This window comes from Corynebacterium haematomassiliense, assembly GCF_013978595.1.
GTDB classification, from domain to species: Bacteria; Actinomycetota; Actinomycetes; order Mycobacteriales; family Mycobacteriaceae; genus Corynebacterium; species Corynebacterium lehmanniae.
Genome location: NZ_JACDTZ010000001.1, coordinates 1,119,755 through 1,143,934 on the forward strand (window position 1 = coordinate 1,119,755; position 24,180 = coordinate 1,143,934).

Annotated in this window: 16 protein-coding genes; 12 read left to right on the plus strand and 4 right to left on the minus strand. The window is 67.7% G+C overall.

Going from position 1 to position 24,180, the window contains the following annotated elements:
• Window positions 1–75 precede the first annotated feature (75 nt).
• From H0193_RS05365 to H0193_RS05390, 6 genes are read left to right on the plus strand one after another with little or no spacing between them, the layout of a single operon-like run.
• Window positions 76–855 carry a GntR family transcriptional regulator gene (locus H0193_RS05365; protein WP_181888901.1) on the plus strand — a complete coding sequence of 260 codons (780 nt, stop codon included), beginning with the start codon at window positions 76–78 and terminating at the stop codon, window positions 853–855.
• A gap of 11 nt (window positions 856–866) precedes the next feature.
• The gene (locus H0193_RS05370; RefSeq protein WP_181888902.1) at window positions 867–2,294 is read left to right on the plus strand and encodes an ABC transporter substrate-binding protein; all 1,428 of its coding nucleotides are present in this window, start codon (window positions 867–869) and stop codon (window positions 2,292–2,294) included.
• The gene (locus H0193_RS05375; protein WP_181888903.1) at window positions 2,291–3,214 is read left to right on the plus strand and encodes an ABC transporter permease; all 924 of its coding nucleotides are present in this window, start codon (window positions 2,291–2,293) and stop codon (window positions 3,212–3,214) included. The genes H0193_RS05370 and H0193_RS05375 overlap by 4 nt, the downstream gene beginning before the upstream one ends.
• Window positions 3,211–3,990, plus strand: coding sequence for an ABC transporter permease (locus tag H0193_RS05380; RefSeq protein WP_181888904.1), 780 nt, complete (start codon window positions 3,211–3,213; stop codon window positions 3,988–3,990). Before H0193_RS05375 ends, H0193_RS05380 begins: the two co-directional genes overlap by 4 nt.
• Window positions 3,977–5,308, plus strand: coding sequence for an ATP-binding cassette domain-containing protein (locus H0193_RS05385; protein ID WP_181888905.1), 1,332 nt, complete (start codon window positions 3,977–3,979; stop codon window positions 5,306–5,308). Before H0193_RS05380 ends, H0193_RS05385 begins: the two co-directional genes overlap by 14 nt.
• 10 nt (window positions 5,309–5,318) lie before the next feature.
• Window positions 5,319–6,215 carry a ribokinase gene (locus H0193_RS05390; RefSeq protein WP_181888906.1) on the plus strand — a complete coding sequence of 299 codons (897 nt, stop codon included), beginning with the start codon at window positions 5,319–5,321 and terminating at the stop codon, window positions 6,213–6,215.
• Window positions 6,216–6,221: 6 nt separating this feature from the next.
• Here the strand turns inward: H0193_RS05390 and H0193_RS05395 are convergent, their stop codons facing one another.
• Window positions 6,222–7,400: an alpha/beta fold hydrolase gene (locus tag H0193_RS05395; RefSeq protein ID WP_202032094.1), complete on the minus strand. Its 1,179-nt coding sequence runs from the start codon at window positions 7,398–7,400 to the stop codon at window positions 6,222–6,224.
• Between the two features lie 58 nt (window positions 7,401–7,458).
• Between H0193_RS05395 and H0193_RS05400 the strand changes: the two genes are divergently transcribed.
• Window positions 7,459–8,418 carry a hypothetical protein gene (locus H0193_RS05400; protein ID WP_181888907.1) on the plus strand — a complete coding sequence of 320 codons (960 nt, stop codon included), beginning with the start codon at window positions 7,459–7,461 and terminating at the stop codon, window positions 8,416–8,418.
• A gap of 102 nt (window positions 8,419–8,520) precedes the next feature.
• On the opposite strand, the gene lepA is transcribed toward H0193_RS05400, so the two are convergent.
• Window positions 8,521–10,395 carry a translation elongation factor 4 gene (gene lepA, locus H0193_RS05405; RefSeq protein ID WP_181888908.1) on the minus strand — a complete coding sequence of 625 codons (1,875 nt, stop codon included), beginning with the start codon at window positions 10,393–10,395 and terminating at the stop codon, window positions 8,521–8,523.
• A gap of 45 nt (window positions 10,396–10,440) precedes the next feature.
• Here lepA and H0193_RS05410 point away from each other — a divergent pair, with 45 nt between their 5' ends.
• From H0193_RS05410 to H0193_RS05425, 4 genes are all read left to right on the plus strand, one after another.
• Window positions 10,441–11,310, plus strand: a complete 870-nt coding sequence (locus H0193_RS05410; protein ID WP_181888909.1) for a CPBP family intramembrane glutamic endopeptidase — start codon at window positions 10,441–10,443, stop codon at window positions 11,308–11,310.
• Between the two features lie 33 nt (window positions 11,311–11,343).
• A complete protein-coding gene (locus tag H0193_RS05415) occupies window positions 11,344–11,850 on the plus strand; it encodes a type II toxin-antitoxin system PemK/MazF family toxin (RefSeq protein ID WP_239306246.1) in 507 nt (168 codons plus the stop codon).
• Between the two features lie 187 nt (window positions 11,851–12,037).
• The gene (gene rpsT / locus H0193_RS05420) at window positions 12,038–12,301 is read left to right on the plus strand and encodes a 30S ribosomal protein S20 (RefSeq protein WP_038612735.1); all 264 of its coding nucleotides are present in this window, start codon (window positions 12,038–12,040) and stop codon (window positions 12,299–12,301) included.
• 90 nt (window positions 12,302–12,391) lie between these two features.
• The gene (locus H0193_RS05425; protein ID WP_181888910.1) at window positions 12,392–13,378 is read left to right on the plus strand and encodes an alpha/beta hydrolase-fold protein; all 987 of its coding nucleotides are present in this window, start codon (window positions 12,392–12,394) and stop codon (window positions 13,376–13,378) included.
• Here the strand turns inward: H0193_RS05425 and H0193_RS05430 are convergent.
• Window positions 13,375–14,022, minus strand: coding sequence for a LysE family translocator (locus H0193_RS05430; RefSeq protein WP_181888911.1), 648 nt, complete (start codon window positions 14,020–14,022; stop codon window positions 13,375–13,377). The genes H0193_RS05425 and H0193_RS05430 overlap by 4 nt on opposite strands.
• On the minus strand, window positions 14,019–14,954 hold the full coding sequence (holA, locus tag H0193_RS05435; protein ID WP_181888912.1) for a DNA polymerase III subunit delta: 936 nt from the start codon (window positions 14,952–14,954) through the stop codon (window positions 14,019–14,021). Before holA ends, H0193_RS05430 begins: the two co-directional genes overlap by 4 nt.
• A 203-nt stretch (window positions 14,955–15,157) precedes the next feature.
• On the opposite strand from holA, the gene H0193_RS05440 reads away from it, so the two are divergent.
• Complete coding sequence (locus H0193_RS05440) at window positions 15,158–24,175, plus strand: Rib/alpha-like domain-containing protein (protein WP_181888913.1); 9,018 nt, start codon at window positions 15,158–15,160, stop codon at window positions 24,173–24,175.
• Window positions 24,176–24,180: the final 5 nt, after the last annotated feature.

The window sequence follows — 24,180 nt, forward strand, 5'->3', positions numbered from 1 at the left end:
AGGAGTTATTCGTCGGCTGGTTTAGTATCGGGGGACGTTACATTCCCGGTTGTCTAAGAAGGACGTGATCCCGCAATGGCGCAACTGCCTACCGGCCCACTCCGCCGCCCGCAGCAGCACGAGGAGATCGCGGACTACCTGCGTGATGAGATCTTCGCGGGCCACATTCCGGCCGGCGAGTCGCTGCCCAGCGAGGTGGAACTGTGCGAGCAGTTCAACACCTCCCGCGGGCCAGTGCGCCAGGCTGTGGCCACCCTGCGCGCCGAGGGCCTGCTGTCCTCCGGCCGCGGCCGCCGCTCCCTGGTGCTGTCGAACACGCGCACCGAGACGTTCGAGGAGATCCTGTCCAACACCTCCTGGATCTTCCGCATGGGCAAGGACCCGAGCGAGGACATGGAGCAGTTCGGCCTGGACACCGCCAGCGAGGAGCTGGCAGAGTGCATGCGCATCACCCCCGGCGACGAGATCTTCGTTGTCCGCCGCGTGCGCAGCGCCGACGGCGAGCCCATGGTGATTGAGCAGATGGCGTTTCTGCCGGTGCTCTCGGAGGTCATCGAATCCGTGGACACCTCCGAGCAGTCCATCCACCGCGAGCTCATCCGCGCGGGCGCGGACTTCAACAACATCTCCCGCGCCTTCACCATCGAGCAGGCGGACGCCGACGTCGCCGGCAAGCTGGGCATCGCCGAAGGCGCCCCGGTGCTGCGCGTGAAGATCAAAGCGTTGACGCACAACGGCGACGTGCTCGAGGCCGCGGTGCACACCTTCCGCGTGGACAAGCTGTCCTTCGGTCTGAACAACGTGCGCGGGCACTCATCCCCGCTGTGGTTCCAGGCGGAATCAGAGATCCGCTAACCTCTTCATACATGCATGCAAGGAGTCTGGTGGCCGCCGTCGCCTTGGCCCTCCCCCTGGCCGCCTGCGGTGATGCCGCGCCGCGCGACAACGTGGTCGTGGCCGCCTCCGGCGCACCGGCCGGGCTGGATTTCACCACCACCGGCGGCGCGGCCGCGCCCCAGGCGCTCGTGGGCAATGTCTACGAAACGCTCGTGCGTATCGACGCCTCCGGTGCCCCCGTGCCCCACCTCGCCGAACGTGTGGAGCGCGATGGCGGCACGTTCACCTTCCACCTGCGCGACGGCGTCACCTTCGCCGACGGCAAACCGTTTACTGCGGACGATGCCGCGTTTTCCATCCACTACGTGCAAAACGAGTGGACCAACGGGCTGAAGGCCCAGATGGATCCGGTCACAGGCGTCGAGGTGGTTAACGAGCGGACGCTGCGCGTGACCGTCGAGGGCGGGACCGCTGCCGAGGACGCGTGGCTGTGGTCCATGGGCACCCTGACGGGGGCGATGATGACACCGGCAGGCGTCGACAAGCTTGCGACCGCTCCCCTGGGCACCGGGCCGTACACCGTGAAACGCTTCGACGTGGGCGAGGCCATCGAGTTCGACGCGCGCGAGGACTACTGGGGCGGCGACGTCGCGCGCGACGGGCTGATCCGCTACTTCGACGACCCGGTCTCCGCCGTCAACGCCTTGCGCGTGGGCGATGCGGACGTGGTGTGGGGCATGCAGGCGCCGCAGCTGATCGACACGCTGCCCGAGGACATCCGCGTCGAGGTGGGCACCACCAACGGCGAGGTGCTGCTGTCCATGAACAACACCCGCGCGCCTTTCGACGACCCGAACGTGCGCCGCGCCGTGGCGTACGCGGTGGACCGGGCGGCGGTCAACGAGGTGGTCTACAACGGCCTGGCCACCGACACCGGCGGCGCGCCCGTGCCCCCGACGGACCCCTGGTACCCGGGCCGCGACTTCTACCCCTTCGATCCGGACAAGGCGCGCGAGCTGCTCGCCGGGCGCACCCCCGAGATCACCATCACCGTGCCCAACCGGCCCTACGCCCAGGAAGCGAGCGAGCTGTTGTACTCGCAGCTTCGAGACGTCGGCTTCCGCGTGCGCCTCGAGACCGTCGAATTCCCCGCGGTCTGGCTCAACCAAGTGCTAAAGGGCCACGACTACCAGGCCTCGCTGGTGGCCCACGTGGAGCCGCGCGACGTGCCCATGCTCTTTGGCAACCCGGACTACTACCTGGGCTACGACAACGCGGTGGTGCGCGAGCGCATCGCCGCCGGCGACATGGCCGGCGCGGTCGAGCAGATCATGGACGACGCCGCCGCGCTGACTCTGGCCAACGCCCCGAACATCGTGCTCTACGCCCCCGGGGTCTCCGGCCTGGACCCGAACGTGGTCACCGACTCGCTGCCGCTGAACGAGGTGGAGAAATGATCCGCACGCTGGCAAAACACATCCTGCGCTTCGTGCTGCTGCTCGCCGCGGCCAGCGTGGTCATCTTCACCCTGCTGCGCGCCGTGCCCGGCGACCCGGCGCGCGTGGCGCTGGGGGTCTCGGCCACCGAGGAGGCCGTCGCGGAGCTGTCGGCGCGCCTCGGGCTGGACCAGCCGCTGCCGGTGCAGTACATCGACTGGGTTTCGGGCCTTCTCACCGGCGACTTCGGCATCTCCATGTCCTCCGGCAAAGACATCACCGACACGGTGATCGAGCGCGCCGGGGTCTCGCTCACGCTCACCCTTGTGGCGATGGCGGTGTCGCTCGCCGTCGCGGTGCCGGTGGGCGTGTACCTGGCGCGGCGCACCCACTCCCCCGACGGCGCGGTCGTCGGGGCGCTGTCGCAGGTGGGCATCATCGTGCCGTCGTTTCTGGTCGGCATCGCGCTGGTCGCGCTGTTTTCGGTGCGCCTGGGCTGGCTGCCGGCCAACGGCTGGGGCACGCCGGCGCACGCGGTGCTGCCGGTGGCCTCGCTCGCGCTCGTGCAGGCCTCGATCCTCACGCGCTACGTCGCAGCCTCGGTGCGCGAGGAGATGGGCAAAGATTATGTGAGGACGGGCAGGGCCCTTGGTGCGTCGATAGGCAATGTGCTGTTCACCTCGGCGCTTCGAAACGCCGCGCTGCCGGTGATCACGGTCGTCGGCGTGCAGCTCGCGTCGCTGGTGGTGGGCGCCGTGGTGATCGAGCGGGTGTTCACGATTCCGGGTCTGGGCACCATGCTTCTCGACGCTGTGGGCAACCGCGACCTGGCCACCGTGCAGACCGTGATGATGGTCATCGTGGCGTTCACCCTGGTGGTGAACCTGATCGTGGACCTGACCTACACGGTTGTGGACCCGCGGATTCGGAGGCAGGCATGAGCTGGCAGCGCAAAGTTGGCGCGGTAATCGTCGCGCTGGTGGCCGTCGCGGCGCTGCTGTCGCTCGTGTGGACGCCGTACGACCCGCTGCAGACGGAAGTCGCCGCTCGGTTGCAAGGTAGTTCCGCGTCGCACTGGATGGGCACCGACCAGTTCGGCCGCGACATTCTCTCGCGCGTGATGGACGGCGCGCGGCTAACGCTGACCGTGGCCGTGGGTGCGGTCGCGCTGTCCGGGCTTGTCGGCGTGCCGCTGGGGATCTGGGCCGGGATGCGGCGGTCTGCCTCGCGCGTGGTCATGGCCGGCGCGGACCTGCTGCTGGCCTTCCCCGCGCTGCTTTTGGCCATCGTGTTCACCGCCGTGTTCGGCGCCTCCATCTGGATTGTGGTGCTGGCCATCGGCATCGCCGGCATCCCCGCCTTCGTGCGCGTGGCCCGCGCCGGGACCATGCAAGTCATGCAGCACGACTACATCCTGGCCGCGCGCATCGCCAAGGTGTCCGGGCCTTTGATCGCGTGGCGGCACGTGCTGCCGAACATCTGGCCGCTCGTGCTCACCCAGGTCTCCGTCGCGGTCGCCCTGGCCATCCTGGCGGAGGCCGGCCTGTCGTTTCTGGGCCTCGGCGCGCCCGCGCCCTACGCCTCCTGGGGCCGCATGCTGCAGGCCTCCCAGCCGTATTTGGCCACCTCCCCCCACCTGGCGCTGTGGCCGGGTGCGGCAATCGCGCTGACCGTGCTGGGCTTCAATCTTCTGGGACACGCTGATGATCGACGTTAAACACTTATCCATCCCCGGCATCCTCGACGACATCACCTTTTCCGTCGCGCCGGGCGAGCGCGTGGGCATCATCGGCGAGTCCGGCTCCGGCAAGTCCGTCACCGCACTGTCCATCATGGGTTTGACCGACCTGCCGGCGGAGGGCTCCATCACCGTCGACGGCACCGAGATGGTGGGCACCCCGGACCGCGTGCGCCGGCGCGTGCGCGGCAGGAAAGTCGCGATGGTGTTCCAGGAGCCGATGACGGCGCTGGATCCGCTGAAGAAGATCGGCAAACTCGTCTCCCGCGAGCTGTTGCGCGAAGTCGGCGTGGACCGGCCGGGCGCCTACCCGCACGAGCTGTCCGGCGGGCAGCGCCAGCGCGTGCTCGTCGCGCTGGCCCTGTCGCAAAACCCGGACGCGCTGATTTGCGACGAGCCCACCACCGCCCTCGATGCCATCGTGCAGGCGGAGATCCTGGAGCTTCTCGACCGCCTCGTGCGCGAACGCGGCATGGCGCTGCTGTTCATCTCCCACGACCTCGCCGTGGTGCGCCGCATGACCGACCGTGTGCTCGTGTTCAAGGGCGGGCGCATGATGGCGCCGGACTCGGACTACGCCAAGGCGCTTGCCGCCGCTGCGGTGCCCGGCCCGCCCGCCGAGCCCGTCGCGCTCGGGGAACCGGTGGTCGCACTCGACGGCGTCTCGCTGCGGCGCGGGCACACCCTGGCCGTCGACGACGTCACCCTGACCGTGCGCGCCGGCGAGCGCCTCGCCATCGTGGGCGGGTCCGGCTCCGGCAAGACGTCGCTTTTGCACCTCATCGCGGGCCTGCGCGAGCCGACCGCCGGCACCGTCAACGTTGCGGGCGACGTGCAGATGGTCTTCCAGGACCCGTACTCGTCGCTGGATCCGCGGATGGCCGTGAGGACGTCGATACGCGAGGCAGGCGTCGATACCGCGCGCGCCGACGACGTGCTCGCGCGCGTGGGGCTGGAGGGCACCGGCGACCGTACACCGCGGCAGTTTTCCGGCGGGCAGCGCCAGCGCATCTCGATCGCGCGCGCCGCGGCACCGCGCCCGAGCATTTTGCTTGCCGACGAGCCCGTCTCCGCCCTCGACGCCACCATCCAGGACCATGTGCTGGATCTGCTGCGCGATACCGTCGGCAAGCACACGCTCGTTTTTGTCACCCACGACCTGAGGGTCGCGCGCGAGCTGTGCCCCACCGTGGCGGTGATGCGGCACGGGCGCATCGTCGAGCACGGCGCGACCGAGGAGATCTGGGCGGCGCCGCAGCACCCGTACACGCGCGAGCTGCTCGACGCTGTGCTGTAGATTGACGGCCATGAGTATGTGCGTCGTCGGATCCATCAATGCCGACCTGACCGTCAACGTCGAGCGCCACCCCACCCCAGGTGAGACCCTGCTGGGCTCCGGCGGCGGCATCACCGCCGGCGGCAAGGGTGCGAACCAGGCCGTCGCCGCGGCGAAGCTGGGCACCCCGGTGGTCATGGTCGGCGCGACCGGCAACGACGCCAACGCCGACCCCGCCACCGCAATCCTGCGCGAGGCCGGGGTTGACATGCGCCACGTCGAAGAGGTCGAGGACGTCACCGGCCTGGCCGTGATCACCGTCGCCGCCAACGGCGAGAACACCGTGCTGGTGGTGCCGGGGGCGAACGCGCTGGTCGGCGCGGAGTTCGTGGACAGGCACGCCGACGCCGTGGAAACCGCCGAGCTGGTGCTGCTGCAGGGCGAGATCCCGGCCGACGGCTTCGCGCGCGCCGTGGAGCTGGCGCGCGGGCGCGTGGTGGTCAACCTCGCGCCCGTCGTCGACGTGCCGCGTAAGTCTCTGCTCGCCGCCGACCCGCTCATGGCCAACGAGCACGAAGCCGGCCTGATCCTGGAGCAGCTCGGCCTCGACGGCGCCGGCACCCCGGAAGAGTTGGCCCGCCGCCTGCTCGACGCCGGGTTCGCCTCCGTGGTGCTCACCCTCGGTTCCGCCGGCGCGCTCGTCGCCACCGCCGAGGAGCTGACCCACATCGACTCACCCAAGGTGGAGGCGGTGGACACCGTCGGCGCCGGCGACTCGTTCGCGGGCGCGTTTTGCCACCGCATCCTCGAAGGCGACAGCATGGCCGACGCCGCGGCGTTCGCCTCCCGCGTCGGCGCATTTTCGGTCACCCGGCCCGGCGCGCAGCCGTCCTACCCCTCCGTGGGCGACGAGCTGCCGGAGCTCTAGGCCCCTTTACACCCCCGCCATGTCCAGCAGGCGGCCTAGCACCGCTTCGCCGTGGCGGCGCAGCCCGTCGTGCTGGAACTGGTCGGTTTCAAACACCTGCGCGCCGATCGCCGAGGCGGTCTCGAGCGACAGCTCGCGCGGGACGAAGATGTCGTCGGTGTACACCGCCGCGTACGCGTCGTAGTCGCTGCCCAATCCCGCGTACAGGTTGGGCCAGTCGTCCTTTTCCGCCAGGTCGTGGGCGACTTGTGCGAACGGGCGCAGCGCCGGATCCTCATCGAATTGGAACGGGAAGATGTGCTCGCCGGTGAGGTAGAACTCCGCATCGTCCGGGTGTGCGTGCGGGCTGAACCCGTCCAACTCGGCCGATACCCGCTCGGCCGCCCAGTTGGTCGCACCCGGCACCGTCCCGCCGTAGATGCTCTCGTGCACCGCGGCGTACAGCGGGCCTTTGGCAAAGCTGACGCGCTCGCCCACCTCCGCCAGGAAATCGGTGCGCAGGCGCCCGTTTTGGTGGAACGGTGCCTCAAACAACCTGGCCAGCGATTCGAAGCCGCCCTCGCGGCCCAGCTCGATACCCACAGTGCGTAGCCGGCGCGCGCTGAGGCGCTCCCCCGTCGGCAGCAGCTCCTCCTGCGCCTCCAGGTGGCGGCACACCTCGCGCACCATCGCCTCGGCGGCCGGGTATTGCTCGTTGAACTGCAGGTGGCGGCGCTTCAGCTTGGCAAAGGTCGCACGGTACACCTCGTCGGGCCCCTTGCTTATCGATGGCACGCCACCGGTAAACAACGCCCTACCCACACCCTCCGGGTGCGCGGACAGGTAGTGCATGAGGCAGAACCCGCCGAAGGACTGCCCCAGCACGTCCCACCGTTTCAGCCCCAACTCCTCGCGAAGCGCTTCGGCGTCGGCGACAATCTCGTCGGCGCGCAGCTGCGTGAGCACTTTAGCGTCGATAAGCGAAGGTGTAGCGGCGTCGATGCGAGTGGAGCGGCCGGTGCCGCGCTGGTCCAAGAGCACCACCTGGTAGCCACGCTCAAGCGCGTGGGTGATCCACGCGAAGCGCTGGCGCGGCGCCGGAAACCCCGGCCCGCCCTGCAGGTACAGCAGCGCCGGGGCCTTGGGGTCGCCGACAACGCGGGCGAAGACGGTGAACCCGCCGCGGGTGATTTCGATTTCGCGCATACGGCGATTGTAGGAACCGAGGCGCAGCTCGGAGCGTCATATACCTATGCACGACGGCATGGAAATTGAATTCGACCCGGTGATCCTGCGCGCCGACCAGATGCAACCCAAGCAGTACTACCTGCGCGTGAGCAAGCGACTATTCGTTCACGAACGGTTTGGGCACGACGAGTGGACAACGCAACTGGCCGCGCGACACCACCCGCGCCGGGAACGCTACGACGTCGCCGCAGCCGTGCGCGCGGTGGTGCACGCCTCCGAACGGCCCGGCAGCGTGGTCTGCGGCTTCTCGGCGCTGGCGCTGTACCGACTGCCGTACCTGGTGGAAGGGGCGGACACGACGCTACGGGCGGCCGTCCGGGCGACACTGCCTGCCTCCACCTTCCGACCCGCGGTTGCTCGGCTGCGAGCGCCCCACACCGAAACCTGGACACTCACCCACCGCGGCATGCCTATCCGCACCGCCACGCCGGCCCGGGCAACCATCCAGGCCTTGCAGCAGATTCGAGCCGGCGAACATTCGTGGCAGACGGAGCCGGTCCCGGGCGTTGCAGCGGAGGTGGTCCGGGCGGTGCAGCTCGTGGACTGCGTCCGGCGCCACCTGGGGCTGCAGGTCCCGGAGCTGCAGCAGGCCGCCGCGGGCCAACTGAGCAAGCGGTGGCTCTCGAAGGTACTCAATCTCTCCCGCGACACCGCCGATTCGCCGAAAGAAACGGAGCTGCGCCTGCTCCTGCAGCCAGTGGTGGAAAAATACAACCTGATGCTGGTGGAGCAATACCCGCTGGTAGTCGGCGGCAGGGTGGTCACCACCTTCGACTTCGCCATCCCCGAGCTGAAATTGGGGATCATGTACGACGGCAGCCACCACTGGACCTACGAACAGCGGCAATTGGACTCGTCGATCAATCTGACATCGATAATGCACGGCTGGACGGTGCCACGCACTGCCTCCAGGAGCATGCGTCAGTGCGTCGAGGTGGTGGAGGCGGTGCTGAAGCAGAAGCTCGGGGTCCGGTGACGGATGTGCCATCGGCTTCTTGCGCGACCCGGGAAGAGTGCCAAATGTGACATTCGTTCTGTCACATGTGGCACCGGCGGCGGGTGGGGTGGGCGCTGGCCGCTACTCCTCGCCGTCGGTGGACAGCGCAGCCACGAACGCTTCCTGCGGCACGGTGACAGAGCCGATGTTCTTCATGCGCTTCTTACCGGCCTTCTGCTTCTCCAAAAGCTTGCGCTTACGGGAAATATCGCCGCCGTAGCACTTGGACAGCACGTCCTTGCGCAGCGCGCGGATGTTTTCGCGGGCGATGATCTTCGAGCCGATGGCGGCCTGGACCGGAACCTCGAACTGCTGGCGCGGGATGAGCTCTTTGAGCTTCTTGGTCATCTTGTTGCCGTACCACTGCGCCGAATCCTTGTGCACGATGGCGGAGAAGGCGTCCACAGGCTCGCCCTGGAGCAGGATGTCCACCTTGACCAGGTCCGCGAGCTGCTCGCCTGCCTCCTCATAATTGAGCGAGGCGTAGCCCTTGGTGCGGGACTTCAGCATGTCGAAGAAGTCGAAGATGATCTCGCCGAGCGGCATGATGTAGCGCAGCTCCACGCGGTCCTCGGAAAGGTACTCCATGTTCTTCATCTGGCCGCGCTTGGACTGGCACAGCTCCATCGTGGAGCCCACGAACTCCTGGGGCACGATGATGGTCATGTTCACGATCGGCTCGTAGACCTCGGGGATCTTGCCGCTGGGCCAGTCCGACGGGTTGTGCACGATCTGCTCGGTGCCGTCCTCAGACACCACGCGGTAGGTCACGGACGGTGCGGTGGAGATCAGGTCCAGGTCGAACTCGCGCTCCAGGCGGGTACGCGTGATCTCCATGTGCAGCAGGCCCAAGAACCCGCAGCGGAAGCCGAAGCCCAGCGCGACGGAGGTTTCCGGCTCCCAGGTCAGCGAAGCGTCGTTAAGCTGCAGCTTCTCCAAGCTCTCGCGCAGCGTGGGGAAGTCCTCCTGCGAAACCGGGAACAGGCCCGAGTAGACCATCGGCTTGACGTCTTCGAAGCCCTCCAGCGGCTCTTCAGCGCCCTTGGAAGCCCAGGTGACGGTGTCGCCGACGCGGGTATCGCGCACGTCTTTCACGCCGGTGATGAGGTAGCCCACCTCGCCGGGGCCCAAGCCCTTCGTCTTTTTCATGGTGGGCGAGACGACACCGATCTCGAGGATCTCCAGCGTCTTGCCCGTGTTCATCATCTGCACCTTCTGGTTCGGCTCGAGCTTGCCGTCCATCATGCGGATGTAGGTGACCACGCCGCGGTAGGTGTCGTACACCGAATCGAAGATCAGCGCGCGGGCCGGTGCGTCGGCGTCGGTCGCTGCCGCGCCCGACGGGGAGGAAGGAGAAGGAATCAGGTCCACCACGCGGTCCAACAGCTCCGGCACGCCCTCGCCCGTCTTGCCAGAAACGCGCAGCACGTCCTCCGGCTCGCAGCCGATGATGTTGGCGATCTCCAGGGCGTACTTCTCCGGGTCCGCCGCCGGCAGGTCGATCTTGTTCAGCACCGGGATGATCTCGAGGTCGTTGTCGATGGCCATGTAGAGGTTGGCCAGGGTTTGCGCCTCGATGCCCTGCGCTGCGTCGACAAGCAGGATTGCCCCCTCGCAGGCGTCCAAACTGCGGGCGACCTCGTAGGAGAAGTCGACGTGGCCTGGGGTGTCGATCATCTGCAGCACCATCTGCTCGCCCACGTGATCGCCGGTCTTGGGCACCCACGGCAGGCGCACGTTCTGCGCCTTGATGGTGATGCCGCGTTCACGCTCGATGTCCATGTTGTCGAGGTACTGGTCGCGCATCTCGCGCTCGTCGACGACGTTGGACAGCTGCAAAATGCGGTCTGCCAGCGTGGACTTGCCGTGGTCGATGTGCGCGATGATGCAGAAGTTGCGGATCCGGGCGGGGTCCGTGAACGTTTCCTCTGCAAAGTTTTTCGATTTGGCGGCCATAGTTGCCACATCCTACTTTGCGCACCCCGCGCTACGGTATGCACCATGCCTTACCACCGTTTAGGACTCGTTGCCCGCCACCGGCCCGCCACGTGGTGGCGGGCACTGATTGAGCTCGTGGTGCTGGTCGCGTTCGTGGCCCTGTTTGCGGTTGCGTCGGTGATCGCCCTCGGGCTGGCCGCGGGGCTGTCGGGCCGCGACTTCGAAATGCTCGTCGAGGGCGGAGCGGATCCGCTCAGCCCGCTCGTGCAGGTGCTGATCATCGCGGCGATCCTGCCGGCGCCGTTTCTCGCCGCGCGCATCGCCGGGCGCCGCCCATCGGCGCTGTTCAGCACCGCGCTTGGAATGCGGTGGGGTGTGCTCGGGCGCGCGCTTGTAGTCGTCGGCGCGGTCTACGGGGCGCAAGTGCTTATCGACGCCTTCCGGGGCGCCCACGCCGAAGCCACCGTCAACCCGTTCCGGCTGACCCTCCTCGCGGCGCTGCTGATCGCCGTGCCGCTGCAGTCCGCCGCCGAGGAGTTCCTCTTCCGCGGCGCGCTGCCGCAGATCCTCGGGCAGTGGCGGGCGCCCGCGTGGCTGGCCTACCTGCTGCCGGGCATCGCCTTTGTGGCGGGCCACGCCTACAACTGGGTCGGGCTCATCGACATCGCCATATTCGCCGTGTGCACCGCGGTGCTGACCTGGCGCACGGGCGGGCTCGAGGCGTCGATTGCGCTGCACGCCGTGAGCAACACGATCTTCTTCGGCTACGGGGCACTGGACATGGTGGACCCGAACGCGACGGAGATCGGTTGGCAGCAGATGCTGGGCGCCTCGCTGATGACCGTCGTGTGCACCGCCCTCCTTCTGTGGGCGCTGCGGGGGATTTCAGCAGAACAGCAGAAACCCCTTGTCCCGGCAGACACGAAAGCTTAAGGTTGCAGATAACTGCAATGTGGAGGTGCCAACGTGGCGTTCGAGCGATTTAAGCGCAAAGGCGCGCGACCCCGCACGGCATCGCTCGACCAAGGCCTGGCCCTGCTGCACGACCGGGTGACCAACCAGATTGAGATGCGCCGCAAGCGCGCCTCGCGCGTGGACGTGCGCCCCACCGGCTCGGTGCCCCGCAACGTCTACTACGCCCCCGACATGGACGGCGGCGCCGAACCCGGCGAGGTGGTGTGGGTGACCGTGCCGTCGCACCCGCCGAAAGAGCGCTCCATGCTGGTGGTGGGCCGCGAGCACAGCGACATCTTGGGCCTGCTCATCTCCCCGGAAGAGGAGCACGCGGAGGATGACCGCTGGTTTGAAATCGGCCCCGGCGACTGGGACGCCTCAGGCCATCCGTGCTGGGTGCGCCTGGACAAAACGCTCGTGGTACCGGAGGCCGACGTGCACCGGCGCGGCACCACCGTGCCGCAGCGCCGCTTCGAGCGGGTGGCGAACACGCTGCGCGAGCGCTTCCAGTGGCTGTAAGGACGGTTTGGCCCGGTAATGCCGGGCTGTTATCCTGCTCAAGTTGACCGTTACCGGCCACCTTCGGGTGCACACTGCTACGCGGGCAGGACCTTGGGTTCGCGTTCATAGCCAAAGCGGTGCGCAAGATACCCCGGCTGGGACGACGACATCCATGTTCGATTGAGAAACCAAGAGGTATTTCATAATGGCTAACATCAAGCAGCAGAAGAAGCGCGTCCTCACCAACGAGAAGCGCCGCATGCGCAACAAGTCCGTCCGCTCCGCCACCCGCACGGAGATCCGCAAGTTCCGCGAGGCTGTAGAGTCCGGCGACAAGGCTGCCGCTGAGGCGCAGCTGCGCGTGGCTTCCCGCAAGCTGGACAAGGCTGTGACCAAGGGCGTGTTCCACCGCAACTCCGCAGCGAACAAGAAGTCCAACATGGCCCGCGCCCTGAACAAGATGGACTAGTTCCGTCGTGTTTCGCCCCGTGCATCGTTGAATCGGTGCGCGGGGCGTTTCGTGTGTAACCCCCTTGAACTAAGAATCGATGTACCCGCTGTGAAACACTCCCGCCGCGCGCTCGCAGCTGCGCTTGCCACCTCCCTGTCTCTGTCGTTGCCGGTCGCGCCGGCCGAGGCGCAGCAGTTGAGTTCTTCCTCCGAGTTTGAGGCGCTGCTGGCCCGCTACGCCCCGGGCGTGGACCCGGAGCAGGTGCGTGCGCTCGGGGTGCTGGCTGCCTTGTTGGCCAGCATCGCAATCGCGATTCCGATGGCGAAAAACGGGAGCGTCGTCTCGCCGAGCCGCGAGCACACCCACTCGCTGACAGTGGACGGGCGCACCCGCACCTACGACGTGGTGCTGCCGCGCGGCTTCGACGCGGAGAAGTCCTACCCGGTGGTGCTGGGCTTCGGCGGCTGGCACCACACCTCCGGCAACATGCACGACTACTCCAACCTGGAAAGCGAGTTCCCGAACGCAATCGTGGTCTACGGCCAGGGCGTGGATAATGCATGGGGCGGCGCGCCGTACGCGGACACCAGCATCGACGAGGATGTCGCGTACACAAAAGCCGTGCTTAACGACGTCGCTTCGCGCTACAACGCCGACACCTCCCGCACCGTCGCCGTAGGCCTGTCCAACGGCGGCGGCATGGTCGCCGCGCTGGCCTGCCACGCCCCGGAGACGGTGCGCGGTGTCGCGTCGGTGGCGGGCGCGTTCTACTCCCCCACCGTCACGGGCTGCACCTCCGGCGAGGTGCCGACGATGATCATGCACGGCACCAACGACGGCGTGGTGGGCTACAACGGCGGTTTCCGCCACGGCGCACCTTTCGAGTCCGTGGAGAACGTGGCGCGCACCTTCGCCCGCAAGAACGACTGCTCCATGGTGGCGTCGCAGTCGCGCTCCGGTGCCATCACCACCTTCGACTTCGAGGATTGCTCCGCGCCGGTGCGCATCGAGCGCGTCGAGGGCGGCGGCCACACCTGGTTCGACTCGCCGAGCGCGACGCGCCAGACTGCGCAGTTCTTGCGCCGCTACCTCTAGAGCACGCTGAAAAGCCCGCGGGCGATGAGCACTGCACCGACCACCATGAAAAACGCGCCCGCGACAATGTCGATGTAGGGCCCGGCGCGCAGGAACCTCCGGCGCACCCGCTCGGCGGAGGTGATCTGCGCGATCGCCCCGAACAGGGCGAACGAGCTGAGCCAGAGCGAGGCGATGACAATCAGCGCGGTGGAAAGCGAGGGGTTCGCGGGCAAGAGCGGCGCGATCATGGCGGTCAGCGCGACCACGATTTTGGGGTTGGCCAGGTTGGTGGCAAGGCCCCGTCGATAGGCAGCACGCACCGAGCCCAAGCGCTGCACCGCTTCATCCAGGTCCGCGGGCGGGTCGTGCCTGTCGCGCAGCCCGCCGCGCAGGTTGTGCTGGCCCATCCAAATCAGCGCCGCGCCGCCGAGTATCTGGATGGCGGCGACGGCCTGCGGCACCGCGTGCAAAAGCGCCGCCGCGCCCACGACGGTGAGCGTGAACCACAAAGCGGCGCCGGTGTGGATGCCCAGGTTGGTCGCCCAGGCGTGCCTGCGCGAGCGGGTGGCCGTGCGCATAAGCAGCACCATGTCGGGGCCCGGGGCGGCGGCGCCGACCAGGTTGAACCCGACGATGACCGCGAGATCGCCCGGCGCGATCATGCAAGCTCCGCGATGCGGCGCACCGCGTTTTCGAGGGCGAACTCCGGGTCGCCGCCCTGGCCCTTCACCTCGGCGTCGAGGTCGGAGACGATGATCACCGCGTGCGAGACCGCGTCCCCGCTCCACTGGCGCGCGACCTGCATGGTCTTTTTCGCCACGTACGGGTGCATGCCGACGGTGCGCGCCAGCTGGTCCGGGTTGCCGCGCACGCCGTGGAGTTTGGCGATGTCGCCGACCTTGCGCGCGAGCGCCGCCGCGATGGACACCGGGCTAGTGCCCAGCTGCAGCGCGCGGCGCGTCGACGCGAGCGCCCGGTCCGCGCGGCCTGCCACCGCCTGGTCCGCGATGTCGAAGCCGGCGACCTCAGCCACGCCCACGTAGTAGGCGCGCACGGATTCGACGGTGAGCTCGCCCTCAGTGTCGCTGACCAGTTGGCTGACGGCGGAGGCGAGCTCGCGAAGGTCCGAGCCGACCGATTCCAGCACCGCGGCGGCCACGTCCGGGGTGGGGCGCACGCCGTGGCTGCGGAACTCCTCCATGAGCCAGGAGCGGCGCTCATTGTCTTTCAGCGGATCGGCCTTGTGCACCTCGGCGACCTTGGCAAACTTCTTCACCATCGCCTTTTGACGCCCGCCGCCGGTGTGCTCGATGATCAGCGTGATGCCCGGCGCGGGGTTCACGCAGGCCTGCAGGAGGATCTCGGTGGGTTCCTTGCCGGCGAGCTCGGCGTGCTTGACCACCACCACGCGGTCCTCCGCGAACAGTGACGGGCTGGTCGCCATCGCGATCTCTCCTTCAGAGACGTCGCCGGCGCGCAGAGTGGTCACCTCCACGCCCTCGCCGGCCTGGGCGACGATGGCTTTGGTTGCGCGCTCGGCAAGGAAATCGTCCTCGCCGAGCACCAGGTGCACGGGGTTGAGCATGCGCGCCATCTTACGTCCTGCACCCACTTCCCACAGAGCGACTCCGCACCGGGGTTTTCCCCACAAACCCACAGGGTTTTTAGTATCCGTAAACCCTGGCAAATTCCGCAGTGAGTCTTCATACTTGTATTGGAGACTGCGCAAAGCGTCACCGCCCGCGAGCATCCGCGCGCCAGTACCGGACCGGCACAACACAACAGAAGGACCCCCCTTTGAGCACGCACCTGACCTCCCGTCGACGCGGCACCTCCATCGCTGCCGCCGCACTTGCCCTCGCCACCGTTGCCCCGCTTACGCATGTGGTGGCCTCCCCCGACACTGCCCCAGAAGCTGAGGCTGTGACCAACAGCAGTCCGGCCGACCCGAAGTGGTCTGCCCCGGCCGGAACCATCGACGCAGACGCCATCAAAAACGGCTACGTCAACAGCGCCATCGACCTCACAAACGCCGGGAGCCTGCTGTCCGGGCGCGTCGGCGTCATGGAGTCAACCGCGCCGTCGAGCATCAGCGACTCCATGGGTCTCAACGGTGTCACCGTGTTGATGCAGTTCCGCGACTCCGACGGCACACTTTCCCCCGTCTACGCAGCCCAGTCCCAGGCCCTCAAGGGGCAGGCCGCCGGCGCGTACGCCTTCGACCTCCGCATGCGCGACGCCAAGGGCAACCTGGTCAAGGACAAAAAGGGCAACTACGTCTCCTTCTACGACGCCAACGGCAAGCCCCACCTGTTCGACGCCTCCGGCGTGGGCAACGGCCAGCAGGCGTACCGCCTGTGGGTGGCTGAGAAGGACATGGTCAACCCGGAAACCGGCAACCCGTACGTCTACACCCGCCAATCCGGCGGCATCGTGCCCAACTCCTGGGTCGGCGTGGCGCCGGGCTCTGGCCAGTACCCCGCGGACGCGTCCGGCATGTTCCAGCTGGTTGGTCAGAATATCCAGCGCACCGGCATCTTCCTCACCGAGGTGGTAGACCCCGCCAAAAGCTACATGTCCGCCCCCAACGTCAAGGTCGATCCTCTCGGCCCGCTGAACAACCCGGCAACCACGCTTTCTGTCAAAGACACCATCTCCGGTTTCGTGTGGATGGACACGCTCAAAGGCGACCGCCAGGTCGGCCCGCCAACCCGCAACACGGGCAACGGCGACACCAACCTCGAGGGCTACAACGTCTTCGCCTCGGTGCTGACCCCCGAAGCCCAAAAGCGCGTCGAGGCCATTGAAAAAGATTCCAGGATCACGCTGGCGCAGCGAGCGGGCGCTATCAAGGCCATGCTCGAGGAAATGCGGGCTGCCGGCAACGAACCGATCGCGGTAACCGTCACCGGAAAGACCGACGAAAACGGCCAGTACACCCTGCGCACCGACTACAAGGAACTCTCCGGCAACTCGCGCATGTACATGTGGGTCACGGACCAGAACGGCCAGCAGGTCAACGCGTACTCACCTTTTCCCACCCCGGTGTTCCAGGAGTACAACGACAACGCCGGCGAGGCTCCCCACCCCGCCGCGGCCATCGTGCCGGGCATGAACCCCGCGCCGGACAACTTCTACAACTTCGGCTTTGCGGTCGTGCCCTACGGGCCGGTGAAGTTGGACATTCCCAACTACGACCAGCTGCTGAACCCGTCGCCGCTGAACGGCACGGCGCAGCTCAACGTCACGGGCACGCTGCCGCCGGTGCCGGGCAACCGCATCGTCTGGCGTAACGAAACCACGGGCAAGGTGGTCAAGGAGTGCCCGGTGTCCTCGCTTTCGGACGCAAACGCGTGCACCTTCCCGGTGTCCGCGGACCCCACCGCCGCCCCCGGAACCGTGTACTCGGCAACCCTCTACAGCGGCATCGACGACCTGCTCGCGTCTGACTCCTTTATTGTGGCCAAGGGCCAAAACGCGATGAGCCAGCCGGCCTACCCCGCCAAGGAAACCTTCCCTGGCAAGGCCGTCACACTGAACCAGACGGACACGTCCGTTCCGGCGGACACGACGTTCACCTTCGGCACGCCTGTCGACGCCTCCGGTGCCCCCGTTTCCGGCTGGACTACGCAGGCAGCTTCGGATGCGGGCACCGGCGGGTTCACCGCCACCCCGCCCGCCGGCACCGCGCCCGGCGAGTACACGATCCCCGTGCAGGTGGTCTACCCGGACCGCTCGCAGGAGACGGTCTTCGCCAAAGTCACCGTCACACCGACCCCGCAGGCGGAGGAGTTCACCCCGCAGGGCCAAACCACGGAGGCCATCGTGGGCACCTCTGTGCCGGAGGCGCGCTCCGCTATCGCCAATGTGGTGGACCTGCCTGCGGACGCGACCTACACCTGGGAAACCGCGCCCGCCACCGACAAGGTGGGCGACGTCCCGGCTGTGGTGCTGGTGCGCTACCCCGACGGCTCCGTCGACCGTGTGGATGTGACGGTGCGGATCACCCCTGCTCCGACGAAGCCGCTGGACCAGACCAACGACCCAGCCGGGCAAGACCAGACGGTCAACCTGAATGAGGCGCCGAACGCGAACGCCTCCATCGCCAACGCCGACGACATGCCCGCCGGTACGTTTTTCACCTACAAAACTCCGGTGGACACCTCCACGTCCGGCGAAAAGGACGCCGTGGTGGTGGTGACCTACCCGGACGACTCCTTCGAGGAGGTGTCGGTGAAGGTGTACGTGCGCACCCAGGAGCAGCAGTACGACCCGTCCGGCACCACCCAGGAGGTCGATCATGGGGAGGCGGTGGACCCGAAGGCGTCGATAAGCAACGCCAGTGACCTGCCGAAGGGCACCACCTTCGCCTTTGAGAAGCAGCCGGATACCTCCACCCCCGGCACGAAGGACGCCGTGGTGGTGGTGACCTACCCCGACGGCACCACCGAGAAGGTGTCGGTGAAGATCGACGTCACCCCGCTGAACAGCCAATTCGACCCGCAACCTGCCGTGCAGGTGGTCAACCAGGGCGACGCCCTCGATCCGGAGCTGTCGCTCGTGCCCAACCAGCAGCGGCCTAGCGGCACCACCTTCGAATGGGCCACCACCCCCGACACCTCCACGCCGGGGATGAAGGACGGCGTGGTGCGCGTGACGTACCCGGACGGCACCACCGACGACGTCAAGGTGCAGGTGGAGGTCCGCACCCAGGCCGAGCAGTACGCGCCGGTGGCGAAAACGCAGACCGTCGACAACGGTGCGACGCCGAAGGCACAAGACTCCCTCGTCGACACCGCATCGCTGCCGAAGGGCACCACGTTCGAATGGGAGGAAGCGCCCGACACCTCCTCGCCGAGGTCGAAGGACGCCGTCGTCGTGGTCACCTACCCCGACGGGTCCACCGAAAAGATCCCGGTGAGCGTGGTTGTGCGCACGCAGGCCGACGCGCTCACCCCCGAGAGCCAGGACCGCACCGTGGACAACGGCAGCACGTTGGACCCGAAGGACTCCATCACCAACGCCGGCGACCTGCCGGAGGGCACCAAGTTCGCCTTTGAGACGCAGCCTTCGACCGACAAACCAGGCACGTACACCACCAACGTCATCGTCACCTACCCCGACGGCAGCGTGGACACAGTGCCGGTGAAGGTCACCGTGCGCCCGCTTTCGGACACCACTGACCCGAAGGGCGCCGACATCACCGTCGACAACGGCGGAGCAGTCACCCCCGAAGACGTGCTGACAAACGAGGCCGACTTGCCGGAAGGCACCACGCTCGCGCTGGAGAACCCGGTGGACACCTCGAAGCCGGGCAAGCAAGAGGTCACCGTTGTTGTCACCTACCCGGATGGCTCCACCGAGAAGGTCACCACAACCGTTACGGTGCGCCCGCAGGCGGACACCAACTCCCCCGTGGGCCAGGACATCGACGTGGTCGAAGGCGCCGCGGCGTACCCCGAGTCGGCGATCACCAACATCGGCGACCTGCCCGTCGGCACCACCTTTACCTGGGCCACCGAGCCGGACACCAGCGCAACCGGCACCCAGGACGCGGTCGTGCGCGTGACCTACCCGGACGGCTCCACCGAGGACGTGCCGGTCAAGGTCAACGTCACGCCGAAGCCCGCCGAGCCGATGAACACGACCAACGATCCAGCCGGCCAGGACGTCACCGTCAAGGCCACCAGCGCGCTGAACGCCCGCGATGCCGTGGCGGACGCGGACTCGCTGCCGGCTGGCACGCACTTTGAGTTCGTCAACCCGCCGTCGACGGACAAGCCCGGCACGTTCGACAACGTCGAGGTGCGCGTGGTGTACCCGGACGACACGGTCGACACCATCACCGTGACAGTCACCGTCACCCCGCTTGCGGACGACTACGCTCCTGCCGCCGCGGAGCAGACCGTGGACAACGGCGCCACCCCGGACGCCGCCGCATCCATCGGCAACCTTTCGGACCTGCCAGCCGGCACGAAGGTGGAATGGGACAACACGCCTGACACATCCTCCCCCGGCGACAAGACCGGCACCGTGAAAGTGACCTACCCCGACGGCTCCACCGACACCGTCGAGGTCACCGTCACCGTGCGGCCGCAGGCCGACACCTCCACGCCCGCGCCTAAGGCGCGCACCGTGGAAAACGGCGCCAAGGACCTGCGCCCGGAGGATTCCATCGCCAACACCGACGACCTGCCCGGCGCGACCTACACCTGGCAGACGCCACCGGACACCAGCAAGACCGGCGTCCAGGACGTCTCCATCACCGTCACCTACCCGGACGGCTCCTCCGAGGTGGTCACAACCCAGATCGTTGTGAGCCCGCTTGCGGACGCGAACGAGCCGGCTGGCCAGCCGCAGACGGTGAATAGGGATGCTGCGGTGGACCCGAAGGCGTCGATAAGCAACGCAAACGACCTGCCCGAGGGCACCACCTTCACCTTCGAATCCCCCGTGGACACCGCGACTTCCGGCGCCAAGGACGCGGTGGTGCTGGTAACCTACCCGGACGGCTCCGTCGACCGTGTTGCTGTGCAGGTCAGCGTGCGCACCGACGAACAGTACTACGCGCCCGCCGGCAGGACGCAGACCGTCAACATCGGCGACGAGCCGGCGCCCGCCGCCTCCATCGTCAACCCGGATTCGCTGCCGGTGGGCACCAAGCTGACCTGGGAGACGGCGCCGGACACCTCGAGCGGCGGCGCGAAGGACGCCGTGGTGCGCGTGGAGTACCCCGACGGAACCAGCGAAACCGTAAGCGTGACCGTGAGCGTCCGCTCCAACAAGCAGCAGTACACCCCGCACGCGGGTCTGCAAACGGTGGACAAGGGCGCGCAGCCGCAGGCCGCCGACTCCGTGGACAACGCCGACGAGCTGCCTGAGGGCACGGAATTTAGCTGGGTAAGCCAGCCCGACACCTCCTCGCCCGGGCAGAAGACCGGCGAGGTGCTGGTGACCTACCCCGACGGCACTTCGGAGACCCTCACCGTTGTGGTGCAGGTGCGTAACGACGCTGAGATGCACGATCCCACCACCGCCGACCAGGTGGTGAACCAGGGCCAGGCCGCCGACCCGCGCGCGTCGGTATCCGGCGACCTGCCGGACGGCACGAACCTCAGCTGGGAGCAGCCGGTGGACACCTCCACTTCGGGCGTGAAGGACGCCGTTGTCGTGGTGACCTACCCGGACGGATCCGTCGACCGCGTGCCGGCGAAGGTCATCGTGCGCACCCACACCGACCAGTACGACGCTGCGGGCCAGGACATCACCGCTGTCGAGGGCGTCGACGCGCCGCCGGCGCGCACCGCCATCGCCAACGTGGCGGAGCTGCCGGCCGATGCCGTCTACACGTGGTCGGTCGCGCCGGATACCGCTGCGACCGGCGACGTCCCGGCCGTCGTGCTGGTGACCTACCCGGACGGCACGGTGGACCGCGTCCCGGTCACCGTCCACGTTGTCGCGGCGCCGAAGACCCCGATGAACGAGCAGTACGAGCCGAAGTCCGCCGAACAGACCGTCAACGTCGGCGACAGCGTCGTGCCACGCGTTTCCGTGGGCAACGTGGACGACCTACCGGCCGGCACCCACTTCGAGTTCACCCAGCCGGTGGACACCTCCACCCCGGGCAATAAGGACGCCGAGGTGCTAGTGACCTACCCGGACGGAACGACCGACACTGTGAAGGTCACTGTTGCCGTGCGCTCCCAGGCCGACCAGTTCTCCCCGGAGGGCCAGCCGCAGAGCACCAACAACGGACAAGTGCCAGCGGCCACCAGCTCGATTGCCAACGCCTCCGAGCTGCCTGCCGGCACCACGGTGACCTGGAAGACCGAGCCGGACGTCTCCGCCCCGGGCGATAAGGACGCCGAAGTGCTTGTGACCTACCCCGACGGTTCCACTGAGACCGTGAAGGTGAAAGTCAACGTCCGCGAGCAGTCCGAGCAGTTCAACCCGGCCGGTAAGGACCAGTCCGTGAAGGAAGGCGATGCCCCTGAGGCGTCCGCGTCTATTGCCAACCCGGAGCTGCTCCCCGAGGGCACCACGATTACTTGGGAGGACGCCCCGGACACCTCTACTCCGGGCGCAAAGCAGGCCACAGTGGTGGTGACCTACCCGGACGGCACCACGGACAAGGTCAACGTCCAAGTTGCCGTCGGTTCCATGGCTGACCAGCACGACCCGGTTGGAAAGGACCAGAGTGTCACCAGCGGCGATGTGCCGCAGGCCGGAAACTCCGTGGCGGATGTGGCCGACCTTCCCGCGGGGACCACATTCGGCTGGGAAACCGCCCCGGACACCTCTACCCCGGGCGCAAAGCAGGCCACAGTGGTGGTGACCTACCCGGACGGCTCCACGGACACCGTGGACGTCACCGTTGACGTGGCGAGCCAGGCTGACACGCACGACCCGCAGGGCCAGGGTATCCAGGCCGTGGTGGACATTCCTGCGCCGAACGCCGCGGCCGCTATCGCCAACGCGTCCGACCTGCCAGCCGGCACCACCATCACCTGGGACAGCGAGCCCGACACCTCCACACCTGGCACCACTGCCGCAACTGTGGTGGTGACCTACCCGGACAAGACCGAGGACCGGGTGCCGGTGGAGGTCACCGTCATCGAGGCCCCCGCGACCCCGATGAACGAGTCCCACCAGCCAGACACCCGCCCGGTGTTTACGAAGCAGCTTGTCGGCGCCCCTTCGGCCGCCACCGCCGTCGTCAACGCCGGCACCTTCCCGCCGGGCACCCACATCGAGTGGACCACCGAGCCGGACACCTCCGTGCCCGGCGAGCAGACAGCGTCGATCACCGTGACCTACCCGGACGGCACCAAGGACGTCGTGGAGACCACCCTGACCGTGGGTGAATCGCTGTCCACCACGCACACCCCGTTCTGGAACCAGACCCACGCCCAGCCAGGTGCCAAGGTGACCCTGCCGCAGATCGGCGACCGCTCCTTGCCGGCCGGCACCACGTTCACCGTGGACAACCCGGCGTTTGTCATCGCCGACAACGGCACTGTGTACTTCACCGTGCCGGCGGACGCGAAGCCCGGCGATGTGTTCACGACCACCGTGACCATCCGCTACCCGGACGGCTCGTACGAGACGGAGGAGATCCGGGTCACCGCCGAGCTGCCCTACAACCCGGGCTACGGCGACCCCGTCACCGCCGCGCTCGGCGGTTCCGGCACGTCGCTTCTGACCTTCGAGGTCGCTCCGGATGTCTCCGAAGCGCACATCACCGCAACGCACGACCACAACGGGCTATGGCAGATCTCCGACCCGGACGCCCGCGGCAACATCACCGCAGTGGGTCCGACGCTGGAGGCGCTGGCGAAGTTGTACACCGGCAAGGAATCGGTCGCGGAGCTCGCATCGCTTTTCGACGCCTCCGCCGACGTCACCGTCACCTACCGCCCAGGTGTGCCCGCCGACGAGGACGTCACCGCCCGGTTTACTCTCGTGGCCGTCGACGGCACGCCGATGGCGCAGGTCTCCGACTGGGACGGCGACGGCGTGTCCAACGAGGACGAGGTGAACAAGGGCACCAACCCGTTCGATCCGGCGTCTGTCCCGGCCGAGCCCGCTCCGGTGCCCGAAGCGCCCACCGACGTCTACCCACCGGAGGTGACCGTCACCCCGGGCGGCACCACCGAAATCCCGGCGCCGGCACTGCCTGACGACGCCACCGTCACCCCGGCACCCAGCGTGCCCGACTGGGTCGACGTCAAACCCGACGGCAGCGTCATCATCCCCCCGCCGCAAGACGTCACGCCGGGCACCTACCCCGTCGAGGTCGAAATCACCCGCCCCGACAAGGACCCGAGCAACGCGGTCATCGACGTCACCGTCACCGAGCCCGAAAAGCCCACCGACGTCTACCCACCGGAGGTGACCGTCACCCCGGGCGGCACCACCGAAATCCCGGCGCCGGCACTGCCTGACGACGCCACCGTCACCCCGGCACCCAGCGTGCCCGACTGGGTCGACGTCAAACCCGACGGCAGCGTCATCATCACCCCGCCGGAAGACGTCACGCCGGGCACCTACCCCGTCGAGGTCGAAATCACCCGCCCCGACAAGGACCCGAGCAACGCGGTCATCGACGTCACCGTCACCGAGCCCGAAAAGCCCACCGACGTCTACCCACCGGAGGTGACCGTCACCCCGGGCGGCACCACCGAAATCCCGGCGCCGGCACTGCCTGACGACGCCACCGTCACCCCGGCACCCAGCGTGCCCGACTGGGTCGACGTCAAACCCGACGGCAGCGTCATCATCACCCCGCCGCAAGACGTCACGCCGGGCACCTACCCCGTCGAGGTCGAAATCACCCGCCCCGACAAGGACCCGAGCAAGACGGTCATCGACGTCACCGTCACCGAGCCCGCTCCGGTGCCCGAAAAGCCCACCGACACGGCCCCTGCGCCGTCCGGTTCCTCGGAACTGACGGATGAGGAGCGCGGTCGCTGCATCGCCACCGGCGTCGGGTTCGGCCTGCCGCTGCTCGCGTTGATCCCGATCGCGATCGGCTCGCAGGTCAGCCTGCCGTGGGTCGATGAGTTCTCGCAGCAAGCACACTCGGCACTGCAGGACTTCAACACCCAGCTGCAGCAGAAGACGGGCCTGTACAACCCAGATGTTGCACAGCAGGTGGACAGCATCAACCGCCAGTTGCAGGCGTTCGGCCGCGAGCACGGCACGTTGATCGGCGGCGCCGGCGCGGTCGCCGTGGCAGCACTCGTTGTCACGCTGCTGTGGAAGAACTGCACCCCGGGCGAGCAGCTGAGCTCCGATTCGAGCAGCCAGAAGTAGCGGCG

Coding starts and splice junctions, on each gene's coding strand:
- H0193_RS05385 (WP_181888905.1), top strand. CDS start 3,977: ATGATCGACGTTAAACACTTATCCATCCCCGGCATCCTCGACGACATC.
- H0193_RS05410 (WP_181888909.1), top strand. CDS start 10,441: ATGCCTTACCACCGTTTAGGACTCGTTGCCCGCCACCGGCCCGCCACG.
- H0193_RS05365 (WP_181888901.1), top strand. CDS start 76: ATGGCGCAACTGCCTACCGGCCCACTCCGCCGCCCGCAGCAGCACGAG.
- H0193_RS05400 (WP_181888907.1), top strand. CDS start 7,459: ATGGAAATTGAATTCGACCCGGTGATCCTGCGCGCCGACCAGATGCAA.
- H0193_RS05395 (WP_202032094.1), bottom strand. CDS start 7,400: ATGCGCGAAATCGAAATCACCCGCGGCGGGTTCACCGTCTTCGCCCGC.
- H0193_RS05375 (WP_181888903.1), top strand. CDS start 2,291: ATGATCCGCACGCTGGCAAAACACATCCTGCGCTTCGTGCTGCTGCTC.
- H0193_RS05390 (WP_181888906.1), top strand. CDS start 5,319: ATGAGTATGTGCGTCGTCGGATCCATCAATGCCGACCTGACCGTCAAC.
- H0193_RS05380 (WP_181888904.1), top strand. CDS start 3,211: ATGAGCTGGCAGCGCAAAGTTGGCGCGGTAATCGTCGCGCTGGTGGCC.
- holA (WP_181888912.1), bottom strand. CDS start 14,954: ATGGCGCGCATGCTCAACCCCGTGCACCTGGTGCTCGGCGAGGACGAT.
- rpsT (WP_038612735.1), top strand. CDS start 12,038: ATGGCTAACATCAAGCAGCAGAAGAAGCGCGTCCTCACCAACGAGAAG.
- H0193_RS05430 (WP_181888911.1), bottom strand. CDS start 14,022: ATGATCGCGCCGGGCGATCTCGCGGTCATCGTCGGGTTCAACCTGGTC.
- lepA (WP_181888908.1), bottom strand. CDS start 10,395: ATGGCCGCCAAATCGAAAAACTTTGCAGAGGAAACGTTCACGGACCCC.
- H0193_RS05370 (WP_181888902.1), top strand. CDS start 867: ATGCATGCAAGGAGTCTGGTGGCCGCCGTCGCCTTGGCCCTCCCCCTG.